15 protein-coding genes are annotated in these 17126 nt (G+C 60.1%); 11 read left to right on the top strand and 4 right to left on the bottom strand.

The window, feature by feature from the left end; translation table 11 throughout:
• Positions 1-32: 32 nt before the first annotated feature.
• The 4 genes from K323_RS24630 (at position 33) to K323_RS28805 (ending at position 4028) form a co-directional block, all read left to right on the top strand.
• Positions 33-941, top strand: a complete 909-nt coding sequence (locus tag K323_RS24630; RefSeq protein ID WP_022884484.1) for a CoA transferase subunit A — start codon at positions 33-35, stop codon at positions 939-941.
• 1 nt (position 942) lies between these two features.
• Positions 943-1629, top strand: coding sequence for a CoA transferase subunit B (locus K323_RS24625; protein ID WP_022884483.1), 687 nt, complete (start codon positions 943-945; stop codon positions 1627-1629).
• The gene (locus K323_RS0106510) at positions 1626-2846 is read left to right on the top strand and encodes an acetyl-CoA C-acetyltransferase (RefSeq protein WP_022884482.1); all 1221 of its coding nucleotides are present in this window, start codon (positions 1626-1628) and stop codon (positions 2844-2846) included. The genes K323_RS24625 and K323_RS0106510 overlap by 4 nt, the downstream gene beginning before the upstream one ends.
• A gap of 768 nt (positions 2847-3614) precedes the next feature.
• Positions 3615-4028: a hypothetical protein gene (locus tag K323_RS28805; protein WP_022884481.1), complete on the top strand. Its 414-nt coding sequence runs from the start codon at positions 3615-3617 to the stop codon at positions 4026-4028.
• A 66-nt stretch (positions 4029-4094) separates the two neighbouring features.
• Here K323_RS28805 and K323_RS0106500 read toward each other — a convergent pair whose 3' ends face one another.
• Together K323_RS0106500 and K323_RS0106495 are read right to left on the bottom strand one after the other, a co-directional pair.
• Entirely contained in the window at positions 4095-4844 is a 750-nt protein-coding gene (locus tag K323_RS0106500) for an SDR family NAD(P)-dependent oxidoreductase (protein WP_022884480.1), read from the bottom strand.
• 31 nt (positions 4845-4875) lie between these two features.
• Positions 4876-6492, bottom strand: a complete 1617-nt coding sequence (locus K323_RS0106495; RefSeq protein WP_022884479.1) for a phytoene desaturase family protein — start codon at positions 6490-6492, stop codon at positions 4876-4878.
• A gap of 162 nt (positions 6493-6654) precedes the next feature.
• Here K323_RS0106495 and K323_RS0106490 point away from each other — a divergent pair, with 162 nt between their 5' ends.
• From K323_RS0106490 to K323_RS0106480, 3 genes are all read left to right on the top strand, one after another.
• A complete protein-coding gene (locus tag K323_RS0106490; RefSeq protein WP_022884478.1) occupies positions 6655-7437 on the top strand; it encodes an SDR family NAD(P)-dependent oxidoreductase in 783 nt (260 codons plus the stop codon).
• Positions 7434-8450, top strand: coding sequence for a substrate-binding domain-containing protein (locus K323_RS0106485; protein ID WP_022884477.1), 1017 nt, complete (start codon positions 7434-7436; stop codon positions 8448-8450). Before K323_RS0106490 ends, K323_RS0106485 begins: the two co-directional genes overlap by 4 nt.
• A gap of 65 nt (positions 8451-8515) precedes the next feature.
• Positions 8516-9835, top strand: coding sequence for an MFS transporter (locus K323_RS0106480; protein ID WP_022884476.1), 1320 nt, complete (start codon positions 8516-8518; stop codon positions 9833-9835).
• Between the two features lie 95 nt (positions 9836-9930).
• Here the strand turns inward: K323_RS0106480 and K323_RS0106475 are convergent, their stop codons facing one another.
• Together K323_RS0106475 and K323_RS28800 are read right to left on the bottom strand one after the other, a co-directional pair.
• A complete protein-coding gene (locus K323_RS0106475) occupies positions 9931-10713 on the bottom strand; it encodes an IclR family transcriptional regulator (RefSeq protein ID WP_022884475.1) in 783 nt (260 codons plus the stop codon).
• 91 nt (positions 10714-10804) lie between these two features.
• Positions 10805-11419, bottom strand: a complete 615-nt coding sequence (locus K323_RS28800) for an SRPBCC family protein (protein WP_022884474.1) — start codon at positions 11417-11419, stop codon at positions 10805-10807.
• A gap of 112 nt (positions 11420-11531) precedes the next feature.
• On the opposite strand from K323_RS28800, the gene K323_RS0106465 reads away from it, so the two are divergent.
• The 4 genes from K323_RS0106465 (at position 11532) to K323_RS0106450 (ending at position 17073) form a co-directional block, all read left to right on the top strand.
• Positions 11532-12347, top strand: a complete 816-nt coding sequence (locus tag K323_RS0106465; protein ID WP_084697066.1) for an IclR family transcriptional regulator — start codon at positions 11532-11534, stop codon at positions 12345-12347.
• A 93-nt stretch (positions 12348-12440) separates the two neighbouring features.
• Positions 12441-13871 (top strand): aldehyde dehydrogenase family protein, encoded by a 1431-nt coding sequence (locus tag K323_RS0106460; RefSeq protein WP_051147238.1) that lies wholly within the window; start codon positions 12441-12443, stop codon positions 13869-13871.
• Between the two features lie 64 nt (positions 13872-13935).
• The gene (locus tag K323_RS0106455) at positions 13936-15714 is read left to right on the top strand and encodes an ABC transporter substrate-binding protein (protein WP_169515614.1); all 1779 of its coding nucleotides are present in this window, start codon (positions 13936-13938) and stop codon (positions 15712-15714) included.
• 33 nt (positions 15715-15747) lie between these two features.
• Entirely contained in the window at positions 15748-17073 is a 1326-nt protein-coding gene (locus K323_RS0106450; RefSeq protein WP_084697064.1) for an alcohol dehydrogenase catalytic domain-containing protein, read from the top strand.
• Positions 17074-17126: the final 53 nt, after the last annotated feature.

The raw sequence follows: 17126 nt of genomic DNA, 5'->3' as shown, positions 1-17126 counted from the left end.
GACCACCTCCTGATCCAACGAAGGACAGCTCTATGGACAAGACGTACACCTCCGCGGCCGCGGCCGTTGCCGACATCCCCGATGGCTCATCGATGGCGGTGGGCGGGTTCGGCCTGGTCGGCGTGCCGATCGTGCTGATCCGTGCACTGCTTGCCCAGGGAACGACCGACCTTCGCGTCGCGTCCAACAACTGCGGTGTCGACGGCTGGGGGCTTGGTGAGCTACTCGCTGCCGGGCGAATCAGCAGGGTGATCGCGTCATACATCGGTGAGAACAAGGACTTCGCCCGCCGTTACCTCGGTGGTGAGCTCGAGGTGGAGCTGACTCCGCAGGGCACGCTCGCCGAGCGGCTGCGCGCCGGCGGCACCGGCATCCCGGCGTTCTTCACCGCCAGCGGTGTCGGCACGATGGTCGCAGAGGGCGGCCTCCCGTGGCGTTATGGCCCGGACGGCGAGGTGACGGTGAAGTCGCCGCCAAAGGAGACCCGCATTCTCAGCACCTTCGGTAAAGAGACCGAGTATGTGCTCGAGGAGGCCATTGTCACCGACTTCGCCCTGGTGCGAGCGGCCAGGGGAGACCGGCACGGCAACCTGGTGTTCGAGAAGTCGGCACGCAACTTCAACCCGCCGGCGGGCATGGCCGGCCGGATCACGATCGCCGAGGTCGACGAACTGGTCGAGCCGGGCGAGATCGACCCAGCCGAAGTGCACCTCGCGGGCATATACGTTGACCGCATCGTGCAGCTCAGCCCGGACGAGGCATCCGACCTGCCGATCGAAAAGGTGACCACCCGGCCCAAGCCGGGTGCGGCATCCGCTGCGACATCGGACACTGCGACATCGGATACTGCGACATCGGATACTGCGACATCGGACACTGCGACATTGGACACTGCGACATTGGACACTGCGACATTGGACACTGCGAAGGAAGGCAACTGAGATGGCACTTTCACGCAACGAAATGGCGGCACGGGCGGCTCAGGAACTCGCCCCGGACAGCTATGTGAACCTCGGCATCGGTCTGCCGACGCTGATACCCAACTTCCTCCCGGAGGGCGTGCACGTGATCCTGCACTCCGAAAACGGTGTACTCGGCGTCGGCCCGTATCCGTGGGAGGGGGAGGCAGACCCGAAACTCATCAACGCGGGCAAGGAGACCATCACGGTCAACCCGGGAGCCGCGTACTTCGACTCCTCGCAGAGCTTTGGAATGATCCGTGGCGGCTTGATCGACGTCGCCGTGCTCGGTGCCATGCAGGTGTCGACCGCTGGCGACCTCGCCAACTGGGCGGTCCCCGGCAAGCTGATCAAGGGCATGGGCGGCGCGATGGACCTCGTGCACGGCGCCGACAACGTGATCGTCGTGATGGAGCACACGGCGAAGGACGGGTCGTTCAAGATCGTGCCGGAGTGCACCCTGCCGCTGACCGGCAAGAAGGTCGTCACGCGCATCATCACCGATCTCGCCGTGATCGATGTGACGGATGCCGGCCTCGTCTTGCGTGAGGTCGCCCCTGGTCTCACCGTCGAAGAGGTTCAGGCGGCGACCGGCGTTCCACTGATCGTGGAGAGCGCGCCGACGGTCATCACCACCATCCTGTCGTCGGAAGACGAGGCCGGCTCATGACGGCCATGCGGGAGGTCGTGATCTGCGAGCCGCTGCGAACCCCGATCGGGCGGTTCGGCGGTGTGTTCAAGGCGGTCGCGCCAGTGGAACTCGCCGCCACCGTGATCGCCGCGCTCATGTCGCGCACTGGCCTGGACGGTTCGGTCGTCGACGACGTCATCCTCGGCCAGGGCTACCCATCGGCCGAGGCGCCGCCGATCGCCAGGGTCGCCGCCCTTAACGCGGGTCTCCCCGTCACCGTCGGTGGAGTGCAGCTCGACCGCCGCTGCGGTTCAGGGCTACAGGCGATCCTCGACGCGGCAATGCAGGTGCAGACCGGGGTGAGCGACGTCGCGATCGCCGGCGGAGTCGACTCGATGAGCCAGGCGCCGATCTACACTGTCGATTCCCGCTGGGGGCTCTCAGGCACCACCGGTGTGCTGCTGCGCGACGCGCTCGGCCGTGCAAGGGAGACAGCGGGCGGCACCCGCTTCCCGATCCCCGGCGGCATGATCGAGACCGCGGAGAACCTGCGCCGTGACTACTCCATCGACCGCGCCGAGCAAGACGCACTGGCGCTGCGCTCCCAGCAGCGGGCGGCCCGTGCCGTGGCCGATGGGCGCTTCGACGACGAGATCGTGCCGGTCTCTGTGCCGGGCAGGAAGGGCGCCGTCGTGATCGTCGACACCGACGAGACACCGCGGGAGACCACCATCGAGGCGCTGGCAGGGTTGCGTCCGATCATGGTGAAGACGGATGCCGACGCCACCGTCACCGCAGGCAACGCGAGTGGGCAGAACGACGCGGCAGCGGCGTGCATCGTCACCACGCCGGGGCGGGCTGCAGAGCTGGGCCTCACCCCACTGGTGCGGCTGGTATCGTGGGCCCGCGCCGGCGTTGACCCCACCCTGATGGGCATCGGGCCGGTTCCCGCCTCGGCGAAGGCGTTGGAACGCGCCGGGCTGACCCTCGCCGACATGGACCTGATCGAACTCAACGAGGCGTTTGCGGCGCAGGTGCTCGCGGTCAGCCGCGAATGGGGTTTCACCGAAGCCGACTGGGAGCGCACCAACGTGAATGGATCGGGCATCTCGCTCGGGCATCCGGTGGGCGCCACCGGCGCGCGCATCCTCGCCACCGGCGCCCGCCAGCTGCAGCGCGACAACGGCCGCTACCTGCTGGAGACCATGTGCATCGGTGGCGGGCAGGGCCTCGCCGCGGTCTGGGAACGGGTCTAGCACCATGACGGTAACCAGGCCCGGCCGGATTGACGGCAAGGATGCCCGTCAGCGGCTGCGCAACTGTTGATGCCGAGGGTGAGGTCTACTACAACCGGAAACGGGTGCACTCAACCCTCGACTACCTCACCCCGCTCTGGCGTGACCCCGTTTGGTGGATATCTCACAAGAGAATGTCCACGGAGTGACCACGACCTTGACTAGGCATAGCTAGTCCTGACAGTTCGGCAGGCTAACCGAAACGATGCCAAATCCGTCTCCTTGGACAGGGATCTATTCATCGAGAGTTGTAACCATAGGACATCATCGGGGCTTGACGCTCCCAGGTCCGCGCAAATCGAGTAACACTGAATATTCGCCTCTGAGGGGTCCAGCACCACTGCTCCAAACCCCAGATCGCGTCGTTCAGAGCCACTGTTGGTGTGAGCGAGAGCCACCTGAAAAGCTCCTTCCACATGTGACGGCCACGTGGTCGAGGAGTATCGGTAATGGTACGAAAGATCAGGGCGAAACTTGTCTTGCAGTTTCGCAACCAGGGTTTGTCGGGCAGGGCTATTGCTGCGAGCTGGGCCGGGCCGGGGTGACCCCATCGCGGGCGGAAGCGGCCTGCGCATTCGCTTTGCGGGGGCCGATTCGATCGCCGTGATATGCGCACCTGCGACCAATCCTCGACGCCGGGCAAGACAACACCGGCCCCGTCCCCGATGCGCCGGAGGGTGACAATGGCGGATACGTGCGCGGCGTCGCCTACTACGCCGGAGGGGTCCGATGAGTCGGCTGGATGGGGAAACCAAACGCAAGCTGCGCGAGATGAACGCGGGCGAGTTGCTGAAGGCCATCGACACCCAGGACGAGACACTCAGCATGGGCCTGCCGATCGAGGACCGTGTCAGGTTGGTCGTCGATGACGCCTACTCCACGTTCACGCATTCCAAGGTCGCGGGCCTGATCCGGTGGGCGGAGAGGCGTTTCCCGACGCGCTCACATTTCAGTGAGGCACCTCGGCCCGGCGCAGCGGACGGTGATGGTGCCGCCGTTATGGACGCGGTCGTTGCGGACCCGCCAGTGGTGGCCATCACGGCTGCGACGGGTGGTGCTGCGGTGTGCTCACGTCTTGCCGCGACCCCGTTTAGTGGGTATCTCACAAGAGAATGTCTATGGCGTGACCACGATCTTGACTAGCGGCCAGGTCCGCGCACATCGAGTAACACTAGATACGCGCGAACCTGGACCCGATGTTTCTCGCACTCAGATGTAGAGCGGGAAGCCGCCGGAGACCTGCAGAGTCTGACCGGTGATGAAACTCGCGCTGTCGGTGCAGAGAAACTCCATCGCCTGCACAATATCGGTTGTCGTCCCGCCTCGGTGAATGAGCTGATAGTTGTTGATCATCTGATTGATCACATCGTTTTCGGCCAACTCTGCCAAGGCATTTTCCGACGCGATTGCTCCGGGCGCGATCGCATTTACCCGAATACCATCGGGTGCAAATTCGCTTGCCAGACCGACCGTGAGCCCTCGTACCGCGAGTTTGGTGATGCCGTAGACCGTATTCGAAAGATAACCCGTGATTGACGAGAGACTAACAATCGCAGGGCTCTTTCCCTCCGCGAGAAATGGCCGGGCCGCCCGTGCACAATTCACAATGCCGATGACGTTGACGCCCAGGATGAGTTTCCAAGCATCTTCGTCCAACGTGGTGATGGGTACATTCCATTTTGTGAGATGCAGTCCAGCATTGTTGACCAGGATATCTAGCCCGCCGAAGCGCTCTGCACCGGCCTTGACCGCGGACTCGACCGAGTTCTGATCTGCAACGTCACAGTGTACAGCGAGGACACGATCCGCTCCGATTTCCGTCGCTGCAGCTCGTCCAGCGGCTTCGTCGACATCTGCGATGATGACGTTTCCGCCGTTTGCGACGATATGTTTCGCCATGTCCTTGCCGATACCGTTTCCGGCGCCGGTGATAAATGCTGTCCTACCTACGAATCCCATGAAGATCCTTTTCTTAATGTTGGGCGTGCGGTCAGGGAGCCTGCTCAGCAGCGTTCTTCATTGCTTCGCGAACATCGATCGGGTCCCACCAGGGGGTCAGCCCAAGGTCATCCGCGATGATTTGTGAAACGATGTAGCCGGCACCGCCAGAGATTGCTCCGCCCGGGTGGGTGGGTGATCCCGCCATGTAGAGGTTGCTAATCGGTGTGCGGTATCCAAAGTGGTTCCACATGCTCTGCTCACCAGCGAACGAGCCGATAAAGATGTCACCGTTGACCATCTCGGGGAACTCTTCCGTGTATTCGTAGGGCGTGTACGCCCAGGAATCGATGATGTTGTCTTCTGTCAGGTTGGGGGCGTATTGCCGCCAGACATCCATCACCTTGGTTGTGATCTCGTCCTTCCTCGACATGATGCTCTTCGGGTCTCCGTCGGGGGCGTAGGGAACCGCGTACCAGGCGTAGGCCGTGGACTTCCCCTCCGGCGCTTGAGATGGATCGAATTGGGTAATGTGTCCGGTGCCAAACGAGACCAGATCGGGTACGCGACCTTCTGCCACTTGAGCATGCAGGCCGAAGAGGTCCTCCATCGTCTCTGCGCCGACGTTGTACTTCAAGGCGTGGTTAATGTTGGGGTTGAAGTCTGAGCCGATGTAGCGGGGTGCCTCGTTGAGTGCGAGGTGAATACCGAAAAGGCCCCATGCCGTTTGCTTGAAATTGTCTACCTTAGTGAGGTATTCGGTAGACATCTGGTCTCGACCGACGAGCTTATTGAAAGTCTGCGGCACGTCGATGCAGCTCGCAACGAATTGACGAGCGCCGATCTCGCGACCATCACTGAGCACGACACCGGTGGCCTTGTCTCCATCGACGACAATTTTCGAGACCTCGGCTTTGTTGATGTACGTACCGCCAGCACGGATGAAGGCTTCGTGGAGGCCACGAGCCAAGTTCCAACTACCCCCCACGCAAACTTGGTAGCCTGCGGAAAGATCGAAGGCGCGCACGGCAGCACCCATTGGGCTTTTCTCCGTGACGCTGTCGTAGAGCACGGTACCGAACAGGGAGAGCTTGAACAGCATGAGCAGCTGAACCTTCTCGTGCTCAAACATTTCCTTGATCAGATCGAGCGGCTGGTGCTCGATAATTTCGAGGAAGTCTCGGCCGATCGCGCTCTTGCTGAGTAGTTCTTCACGTTCCAACTCGGAGAGCGGTTCCGAATAACGCTCGGCGAGAAATATGGCGTTACTGATCTTCTCGGAGCGACTGTTCCAGTCACGGAACGTCTCCGCATCCTTCTTCGAGAACTGCGCAATCGAAGCGACCGTTTCTTCAAGACTGCGGGAGATCACCAATGAAGAGCCGTCAAGGTGCGGCTGGGCGAACTCGTACTGCGGCGTGACGTAGTTCACCGTCGCCGAGAGTCCCAGATCTTTGAACCATGGGGCGTTTGTGATGTTGAAATGGTTGATCGAATGCGGGTTTTGGTAGAAACCAGGGGGGCCCGGCTCGATGGTGCTCAGACCACCGCCAAACTGCAGCCGCCGTTCGAGTACCGCAATTTTTAGACCGAGCTTCGCTAGGTAGGTGCCAAGGATCAAGCCGTGCTGGCCCGCTCCAATGATGACTCCGTCATAACTCTCCGACATCGTGTTTAAGCCCTCCTTTGAGTTCGACTGATATTCATATGTTCGGGTATGCAGAATGCTAGCCCGCAACGTCGAACATATGAGATGCTATTTCCACGACGCAGCGGAGTCAAGGCTTTCTGAAATAGACGGTTGACTCTTCGAGGAGAATTAGGAACGGGGATGAGTGTGGAGACCACATCAACTGAGCAACCGCTATTGGGCAAGGCCAGCTTTATTACGGGTAGTGGTCAAGGGATCGGGCGTGAGTTTGCACTGAGATTCGCCTCGGCCGGCGCGGCAGTTGCGGTCGCGGACCTCGATGAGCGTCAGGCTCAAGCTGTTGCCGATGAAATTATTGCGGTGGGTGGTCGGGCGATAGGCATCGGGGTCGATGTGGCGGATGAAGAAGCCGTCGAGACCGCGGTCAAGGTGGCTCTCGGCGCCTTCGGCCGCCTGGATGTTCTGCTCAACAGTGCTGCAATCTTCTCCACACTCACGATGAAGCCATTCGACGAAATATCTGCGTCGGAGTGGCGCAAGGTCATCGATGTCAATCTCACGGGAACTTTTCTCTGCACAAAGGCAGTAGCAGCACATATGCGAGCGCAGGGTTCGGGCACGATCATCAATATTTCGTCCGCGACCGTGCTCAGCGGACGGCCCAACTATCTGCACTACGTCGCGTCGAAGGCCGGCCTCGTGGGACTCACGCGTTCGCTCGCTCGTGAGCTCGGCCCCGACGGTGTCACCGTGAATGTGATCATGCCGGGCTCCGTGGACACTGGCATCGCGCGAGACTCCGCGCGTCCAGAGGCGGTCGAGCAAATTGTTGGCGGTCAATCGATCAAACGCCGTTTGGTGCCAGGGGACATCGTCGGCGCGGCGGTGTTTCTGGCCTCTTCGGCGGCGAGCGCTATTACGGGACAGACGATGGTAGTAGATGGCGGGTCGAATTTCCTATGAGCACTGGATACTCGGGTGGCGCTGACGAGCGTGTTGAACTGACCCTGGCAATCAACGAATCGGATCAGGTACGTGACATCTCCTCCGGTGTCGTGCCGGTGAATGGCGTACGTTTGCGAACGGTGCATCACGAAGTGGAGGAGATATTCTTCCGCTTCACGAAGTTCCGAGAATGGGAAATCACCGAACTCTCGCTGGCGAAGTACTGTTCGTTGCGCGGTGCGGGGGACGATTCCGTGGTGGGCTTGCCAGTCTTTCCCTCCAGGTCGTTCCGGCACTCCGGCATCTACGTGCGGGCGGATGGTCCGGTAGACAATCCATCGGCCCTAGTTGGTGCGCGGATTGGGTTTCCCGAGTGGACCGTGACGGCGACCGTTTATCAGCGTGCGCTGTTGCAGAGCGAATTCGGGATTGATCTCACCGGCATTGATTGGGTTCAGGGCGGAATCAACGAGCCTGGTCGTATTGAGACGCTACCGGTTGGATTGCCAGATGGCGTGAGCGTTCGCGCCGAACGAGAGCGCTCTCTTAATCAACTTATGTTGGACGGAGATCTCGACGCGATGGTCGTTCCGCACGCGCCCGAGGCCGCCGAGGATGGGTCTGGTCGCATCGTCCAGCTGTTTTCGGACGTCCGCGCTGTTGAGGAAGACTACTACCGACGCACCGGCATTTTCCCGATTATGCACCTACTCGTCATGCGCAAGGACATTTTCGACAGATATCCCTGGCTCGCCCCGAACCTGGTCACCGCCTTCACTGAAGCGAAGGATCGTAGCGTTAAGCGCATGCTCAGTGGCACAGCGCCGCACATTCCGGTGCCGTGGGGTCCAACGACTGCCCGGGCGGCTACCAAAGTATTGGGGCCGGATCTATGGCCCTATGGTGTGGACGCGAATCTCAAGACGCTCGAAGCTTTCATGACCTATGCCCATGAGCAGCGCCTGACCAAGGAGCTACTCAAGGTCGAGGACCTGTTCCCGAGCTCGGTGCTCGAGAGCTTCCGCATCTGAGCAGCGCTTTGTTATATAGCCGAGCTCGGCAATACCTTGCGGTTGGCGCGCTCTCATCCGCCGGCATGGGCGCATCATTCATGCAGACCATTCTCATGCCGATCCAGGGGGAGCTGCCGCGTCTGCTCGGGGCGAGTCCATCGGCAACGGCCTGGGTGATCACGGTCACGCTCCTTTCTTCTGCTATTTCGGTTCCCATCTCCGGCAAGCTCGGCGATATGTATGGGAAACGTGCGGTTGCACTCGTTCTGCTTGGCGTGCTTTTCCTGGGTTCCCTTGTCTGCGCACTTGCCCCCGGTTTGGGCACGATGATCTTGGGTCGCGCTCTTCAAGGACTTGGCATGGGCATCATTCCACTTGGTATCTCGCTGCTGGGTGACGTGGTTGACACCAGGCGACTCGGGACCGCTATCGCCTTGGTTTCCGCGACGCTCGGCGTCGGTGCAGCCATTGGTCTTCCGGTCAGCGCAGTGGTGGTACAAAACGCCGATTGGCACGTGCTCTTTCTCGTCGCTGCGGCTCTTGCGCTGATTAACTTTGTCCTGGTGTACTTGGTGGTGCCGGACGGTGGAGTTTCGCAACGGGGCCGCATTGATGTCGTTGGTGTAATTGGCCTTACGGTGGGTCTCAGCGGAATTCTACTTGCCGTGTCTCAAGGCAATGTCTGGGGCTGGAACTCTGCGGGGGTGCTCGGCTGTCTAATCGGTGGCCTCATCGTGCTCGTCGCCTGGGCAGGGCACGAGCTGCGTATCGACGACCCGCTCGTCGATCTACGAGTGAGCGTCCGTAGGACGGTATTGACCACGAACCTGGCATCTGTCGCGATGGGTTTCGCCTTATTTGCATCAAGCGTCGCGTTTCCGCAGCTCCTACAGCTTCCGGGAGTGGTGGGCGGCCTCGGCCTAGATTTGCTCTCCGCTAGTTTGGTGCTGGTCCCCGCCGGTCTTGCGATGCTCGTTATGTCGCCGATCGCGGGGCGAGTCGGGCGCACCGCGGGGCCAAGACCCTTATTGATCGCCGGAGCAATGGTGATTACTGCCGCCTATCTCGTGTGTCTCTTCATGCCATTACAGGTGTGGACGATTGTGGTCGCGAACATCGTGATTGGGGCGGGTGTCGGACTCGGTTATGCGGCGATGCCCGCACTCATCATGGGCGCGGTTCCGAAGAACGAGATCGGATCCGCAAACGGAGTGAATACGCTCATGCGGTCCTTTGGTACCACCGCCGCTTCGGTCGTGGCTGGGGCCATCATCGCTGCTTCCGCTGGCGACGATATCGTCGCGTCGTTCTCTCTTATCTTCATCTTGGGCTTAGTCGCCGCAACTGTCTGCACCGTGATCGGATTCTTCATCCCAAGGACCCACGTGCAGAGTAGGGGTTAGCGCGCGGCTCGAAAAGCGCCCCGCTGAAGATGCCGCGAGGCGTCTTCAGCGGGGTGAATAAGAATGCAGCGTAACCCTGCACCGAGTGATGTTGCTCAGGGGAGACGATCACTGATTTGACGGGCCGCGGCCTGCAGCGCTTTCGCGATGGCTGGCGCGTCATCGTCGGAAAGACGAGAGGGGGGTGCTCCGACTGCCAACGCAGCAATAACGCTATCGTCGTGCCGTCGCACCGGGACAGCAACAGACGACACGTCCTCCTCGCTCTCCCCATATGAGGTCGCATATCCGCGCTGGCGGGTGTCTGCGAGTATGCTTTCAAGCTTTGATCGTTGCCCAACCGTGTGGGGCGTCAACCGAGGTAGCGTTGGACTCTGCAACAGGTGGTGCAATTCGTCTGCACTGAACTCTGCGAGCAATACACGCCCGCTTGCGGTGGCATAAGCGGGCAGCAGTTGTCCCGCGCGGCCGCCGACTCGAAGGCCCTTTGATGTTTCAATCGATTCGAGAAAAAAGGCGTCGGCGCCGTGCAGCACCACGAGGTGGACTGTTTCGCCCGTTGTCTCGACGAGATCGCTCATGATGGGGCGCGCGACCGTGGCGAGATCTAATCCGCGTGATACAGCGATGGACAACCGGATGAGGGCTGGCCCAATGAGATACACGCGGCTGTCTGGATCTTGCCGGACAAATTCTCGAACGGCTAATACCTGGAGCAGCCGGTGAGCTGTGGAGCGCGCGACACCGAGTATCCGACTGGCCTCGGCAACCCGGATACTCGGCGTACCTTGTGCAAACAGCTCGAGGAGACGCAGCGCATTGTCGACCGAACTAATGGGATAGCCCTGATCCGATGGTGTCTCAGCAGCAACTGTCAAGAGAACTCCTGAGTACTAGCGTGATGTGATTGAGATAAAGCATGGCACAAGCTTGCTGTGGCAACAGTGGTTAACGACAGACAGCATCTGTTCAGCGCATAGCGCTCCCGTTCTTCTCCAATGCCCCACGGATACCTCGTACGAGATCTTCAGCAGCAGGTTGCAGCATTGGCGCCATCAACATATCGAGCATTGGCGCCATCGCGCCGCCCGGTTGCAACTGTAGTCTTCCGGTTAGGCGAGATGACTCGCCTTCGAAGGGTACATCGGGTTCGTTCGTGACCTCGGCATGGCCGCCATCAGTCGTGGCGCGATCAATGACGGAACGCGCCACCTTTGCCTGGAGTCGTTTGCCCCAGGATGGACTACTCCCGTCGGCGTCTACCCTGCCCTCAATAACCTTTTCACCGGGTTGCACCGCGGTCATGACCATTGAGCCGGACCCGGAAATGCGCTCTGTAAGCCCGGTAAGTTGGAATTCGACTCGCTCACCCGGCATCCATTCGGTGATGTCGACCTGAATGTCTACCTCGCGCGCGAGCATTCCAACGTCGCCGCGTAACGTCCACGTAGAACGCTTCTCGTTGACTAACTCCATCTTCTGGTAGCCGATCACGAAGCGAGCCCAGTTTTGGAAGTCCTCAATGAAACTCCAGACCTCATCGACGGGTGCGTTGATCTGCACGGTGTACTCAATTTCAGACATAAAACCTCCGATGCGGCTGGCGACCTTCGTTGGTCGCTGCTGTTGATGCCTTGTCAATCAGGCTATGCACTGCGTCATTGTGGTGACTTAGTTTCGCGCCTATGATTCTACTATGCAGAATTCACCCAAGGTCGTGACGTACCCGATTGAATCTGTCGACAATGCGTTGCGTCTTTTGCACCTGCTCCGCAACCGGGCCGTCGAATACGCCCCGAATAATGTGATGGGTGGTCAGCTCGGTAACGGAATCGGGGTTATTGAGGCCTCCCGAAAGCTGCGCGTGGCACCCTCAACGGCGCATCGAATGCTTTCCATGTTGGTCTATCACGGCTTTGCGGTGCAAGACGCGGCCAAACGATATCGCCTGGGGCCTTCGTTCGCGTCGTTGCCCGAAAATCCAAACACGCCGGACCTACGCGCGGTGACGCGGGGCACTCTCGCAAAGATCAGCGCTGAGTCGAAAGAAACAGTGCACTTGATGGTGCTCCAGGGGCCCAGCGTTCGTTTTCTTAGCGGCATTGAGGGTGAGGACCCGGACCGGATCGATAGTAAAGAGGGCATGGTGCTGCCGGCGCACACCACTGCGGGGGGTCGTGCGCTACTCGCGCATCTGGCCGCGGCTGAACTCGCGGCACTCTATCCTCATGGGCTACCAGCGTTATATGCGGCAACGGTAACTGATCTGTTCGAGTTGAGTCGTCAACTTACGTCCGTGCTTCGGCGCGGCTACGCGGTGAGCCTCGACGAAAGCGAACGCGGCATCGCGGGTGTCGCAGCTCCGCTTCGCGATACGAAGGGGAGGGTGCACGGCGCGATAGCGGTGGCGCTTCAATCCTCGCACTGCTCGGGAAGCCGGTTGCATCAGATCGGTTCGATGCTCATGTTGGAGGCGAAGGAGCTTGCACCTCGGCTCGACACCTTTGTCTAAAGCGTTCGACAGTGCGCAACGGAATTCTGCACTGAAGAACGATGCCCTCTGGTTTCACAGCGACCCCGGGGACTGAGGCTAAGTTTCGGGAGCATGAGCACTTGGAAAATGTTGATCAATGGCAAAATGGTATCGGCCTCGGACGGAAGTTTGACCCCGACCTACTCGCCGTCGACGGGAGAGCTGCTGGGCGAATTCCCGGCGGCCTCACCGGACGACGTCGAGCTTGCAGTAACAAGTGCTGCCGCAGCACAGGGCGAGTGGGCGGCGCTGCTCCCTGGTGAACGCGGGGCGGTACTGCGCAAGATGGCTGCCGTGCTTCGCGCAAACCGCGAGGAGCTAGGCCGTCTCGACGCACAGGATGGCGGCAATCCCGTGACCGCCATGACAGGCGACGTTGAACTTGGGGCAGAGATGCTCGAGCTCTTCGCAGAATGGGGTACGCATCTCGGCGGAACGACGATGGCGGGTGATCCCAAACTGCTTCATTACACGGTTCGCGAGCCATACGGTGTCGTTGCGCGATTGATTCCCTACAACCATCCGATCATGTTTGCCACCACACGCATTGCGGCGCCACTGATGGCGGGCAACTCCGTCGTGCTCAAGGCTCCAGATCAGACGCCGCTCTCCGCTCTGCGTATGGCAGAGCTATTCTCCGAGGTGCTCCCACCGGGTGTGCTTTCAGTGCTCACCGGCCCCGGCTCACGGGTTGGCAGCGCACTTGTCGGCCACAAACTCATTCGTCGCATCGCGTTTACCGGCAGTGTCCCGACGGGTCAAGCGATCCTCCGCAACGCGGCAGAGCAAGGTATCAAGAATGTGAGCCTGGAGCTTGGCGGCAAGAACCCTTTGATCGTACTGAAAGACGCCGACCTTGACGCCGCCGCCCGCGGCGCAGTCACGGGGATGAACTTCCACTGGACAGCAGGACAGTCTTGCGGCTCGACGTCGCGACTGCTCGTGCACAGGTCGCTCTACCCCGACATGCTTGATCGCATTGTGGCTGGAGCGCAGGCCGTACGCATGGGCGACCCCCTTGATCCTGAAACCGAAATGGGTTCCATGGTCACTCTGCGTCATCGCGACAATGTGGCCTCGTACATCGAGGCGGGACGCGCGGAGGGTCTCAAGCTCGTTACCGGAGGGAATACCCCTGGACCCGGAGCATTCGTCGAGCCGACAATATTCGCCGATGTGCCCGCGAGCTCCAAGCTCTTTCAGGAAGAAATCTTCGGACCGGTACTTTCCGTTACTCCCTTCGACACCGAAGAGGAGGCCATCGCGCTGGCGAATAATAGCGACTTCGGACTTACGGCGAGTATCTGGACACAGGATGTGGCTCGGGCGCACCTTCTCGCACGTCAGGTTGAGGCCGGCTACGTATGGATAAACACCAGTTCGCGTCACTTCGCAGGAATGCCGTTCGGTGGCGTCAAAGACTCCGGCCTCGGTAGCGAGGAGAGCGTCGATGAGTTGCACTCATTCACCGTCAATAAGGCGGTGACCGTGAAGCTAGAGTGAACGAACTTTAGCACTGCCTCAGACTGTCGTTTTCGCACGCAGGATGGCGAGAAGGAAACTAAATTTGCCATTCTTCACCCTGATTACAATTACTCGACTCCGAACTGGCACAGTCGCCGGACAACTAATGGTCGGCAAGGACGCCCACCAATATACCTTGGGAGATTTGATGAGAAAGCAAGTATTTACATCTCTAAGCGCGATGGCGCTCGTAGGAGCGCTCGTGCTCGCCGGCTGTTCTTCGGATGCGGCCGGTGGAGGTAGCGACGGTGGGGAGAACGCGGGAACTGCCGCCGTTGCTCCCGGGACAGCGGCAGAGATCACGACCGGCTATTTCGATTTCGGGAATACGGAGGGATCGGGCGGGCCGGTGACCGGTGGTACTTTCACGTTCGCGTACACGGGATCAATCCTGAGTTTTGATCCGGCGACGCAACAGTACTCGGGCACCTCCGGTGGTAACGAGGCCGCGGCGGTGTACGGCGTGCTTTCCGAGTATGACTCTGAGGCCGGGAAGTACGTGCCCGCGATGGCAGAATCGGTCAAAGCAAACGACGATTTCACGCTCTGGACCATAGGGCTTCGCGATGGCGTAATGTTCACCGACGGAACGCCCTACGATGCCGAAGCGGTGAAATTTAACCTGGACCGCGTCGCAGAGAGTGGCAAGGGATGGTCCACGCTCTGGAAGCAGATGGTATCGAGCGTGACGGTGAAAGACCCGAAGACGGTTGAAGTAAAACTCAATAGTGCTTGGGCCGATTTCCAGTTCTTGCTTTCGCAAGCACCCGGCATGATCGCTTCCCCTACGGTAGTGCAAACCGAGGGTGAAAACTACCTGAATCAGCCAGTGGGCGCTGGTCCATTCGTGCTGAAGAGCTGGACGCCGGGTCAATCGCTCGAGGTTATTGCGAATGACGATTATTGGGACGGTCGGCCGAATCTTGATTCGGTGATTTTCCAGACGGTCACCGGCGGAGACCAAGCAGCATCCGACGCACTTCTTGCCGGTAACGCCCAGGGTTCATACACTGGCAATATTCCAGTTGCGTTGGAGTGGCTTGATCCCGCAAATGGTCTCAACGGCTACGCTCGCGTGGCCAACACCTCCGCGGTATTGCTCATGAATAATGGCACCCCTGGAAATCCAGATGCATCGGCCAAGGACATCAACGTCAGGAGGGCGATCGCGCAGGCGATGGACACGACGGTCATCGATCAGCGTGCCGATGACGGCCTCGGCCTCCCAAACAGCGGAATGGTCGTGTGGGATGCGCCGTCGATATGGCAAAATGACGACCCCGGCTTGAAGTTCGATCTCGATGCTGCCAAGGCCTCCCTTAAGAAGGCTAAGGCTGATGGCTTCGACGGAAAGCTCGATCTGCTCTACCAGACAACCGGAGAACAGGCCGCCCTAACGGTGCAGGCGCTACTGCAGACGGCAGGTTTCGAGGTATCGACCACCCCGACCTCGGCGATCGGTGACATTATCACCCGCGTCCTCGTCAACAAGGACTACGACCTTGCGATGTACGGCTGGCCGGTGCCGGATGAGCCAGGAGAGCTTTTTACCAGCTACCTGGGACGATTCGGCGTGGAGGGCAACCCCACCGGTTTCTACAGTGAGAGCCTCGAAGATGCGCTCAAGAGCTTCGCTGCGACCGATGACCAAGAGGAGAAGAAGGCCAAGCTGGCGGACGTCCAGGCAGAGTTTACGAAGGACGTTCCTGCCGTGCCCCTCGGCGGCGGTATCGGTGTCGTGACGTGGGCAGGAAACGTGCACGGGATCACGGTCTCGTCTCGTGTCACGCTTGATTTCTCAAAGGCGTGGATCGAAGGCTAGTGGATCATCGGTTCGGGCTCAAAGACCCAGACGATGTTCGGCTCGATCACTACGGATCCGGGCAAAGCGCCAAAGTCAATATCCAAAGTATTTACGTTTGCTTTAAAGATGAGGGAAATGAAGATGAGTAATGAAGCTCGTGTGTTCAAAGGGTGGGTTCGCCATCGGGACAAGTTCGAAATGAAAGAGCTCAGGCTGAACCCGATCCGGCCCAAGGACGTGGTCATTCGGAATCTTGCAGCACAGGCGTGCTACACCATTGTGACCAACGTTACGGAATTGCCCGAAGAGGCCTGGCGTACCCGCAGCCCTGGCCACGGCGCCATGGGAATTGTTGAGGAGGTCGGTCCGCTCGTCACCCGGGTCAAGCCTGGCGACCGGGTCGTCACGCCCGTGCTTCCGGCATGTGGAACCTGCTACAGCTGTTTGCGGGGCGAGTGGTGGTGCTGCGGACATAAGAACGACATTGATTTCGCGCACCCCGATAACCCGCCTTTTGCGGTCATGAATGATACCGACGAGCCGGTATGGCAGGATCACACCGGCGGATTCGCCGAGTATGCGGTGAATGATGAGTCGTGGGTAGTGCCGGTGAATGAAAGCAAGCTCTCCGATATTGAGCTTGCGACGCTCGCCTGCGTTCCCGGCCCCGGTTGGGCGTTTGGGCTGATCGGCATGCCTGTCGAGATCGCCTCCTCCGTGGTTGTCCTTGGGGCCGGCCCGCTCGGCCTCTCCATCATCCAAGCCGCGAAGATGGCTGGGGCGAGGCTAATTATTGCCGTCGAACGCATTCCTCACCGCTTGGAGGCGGCCAAGAAGGCCGGTGCGCACGTCGTTATCAACTCGGACGAAACCGGTATGGACGAGTTGGTTCCGATGATTCGTGAAATGTGCCGCCCCTCCACGGACAATATGTATGCTGGCGGCAAGCCGTACGACGGCATGTACAACGGACTCGGGGCGGATCACGTTTTCGAAGCCGCTGGAATTACATTCGGGGATCCGACAACCGGCAGCCCCGATGACAAAACTGGTGCACACTTCATAACGCTCGGACCGAAGCTTACGCGTCGTGGCGGCACATTCGTCGCGACCGGGGTGATTGCGCCAACGAGCGACCCGAAGGTGTGGGGTCCAGCACCCGGTCCATTCGACTACCACGGCAAGCGGTACCTTTCCGCTGCATACGGTGGTGCCAACGTGTTGCGCGACATTCCACGACTCGCACACCTGATCGAGGACGGATATCTCGACGCGAAGGCGCTGGTTGATCCAGTATTCCCCTTCGAGCGGGCAGACGAGGCGTTGTGGAGCGCGGCGAATCGTGATGGATTGCTGCCGATCATAACCTTCTCTTGACATCGGACGGTGTCTCCACTCGATGGGCTGAGCTTTCAGCCGGTCGCGTGGAG

Source organism: Glaciibacter superstes DSM 21135 (assembly GCF_000421145.1).
GTDB lineage: Bacteria > Actinomycetota > Actinomycetes > Actinomycetales > Microbacteriaceae > Cryobacterium > Cryobacterium superstes.
The sequence above is the reverse complement of the archived record's forward strand: the minus strand, read 5'-3'. Positions and strand labels throughout refer to the sequence as shown.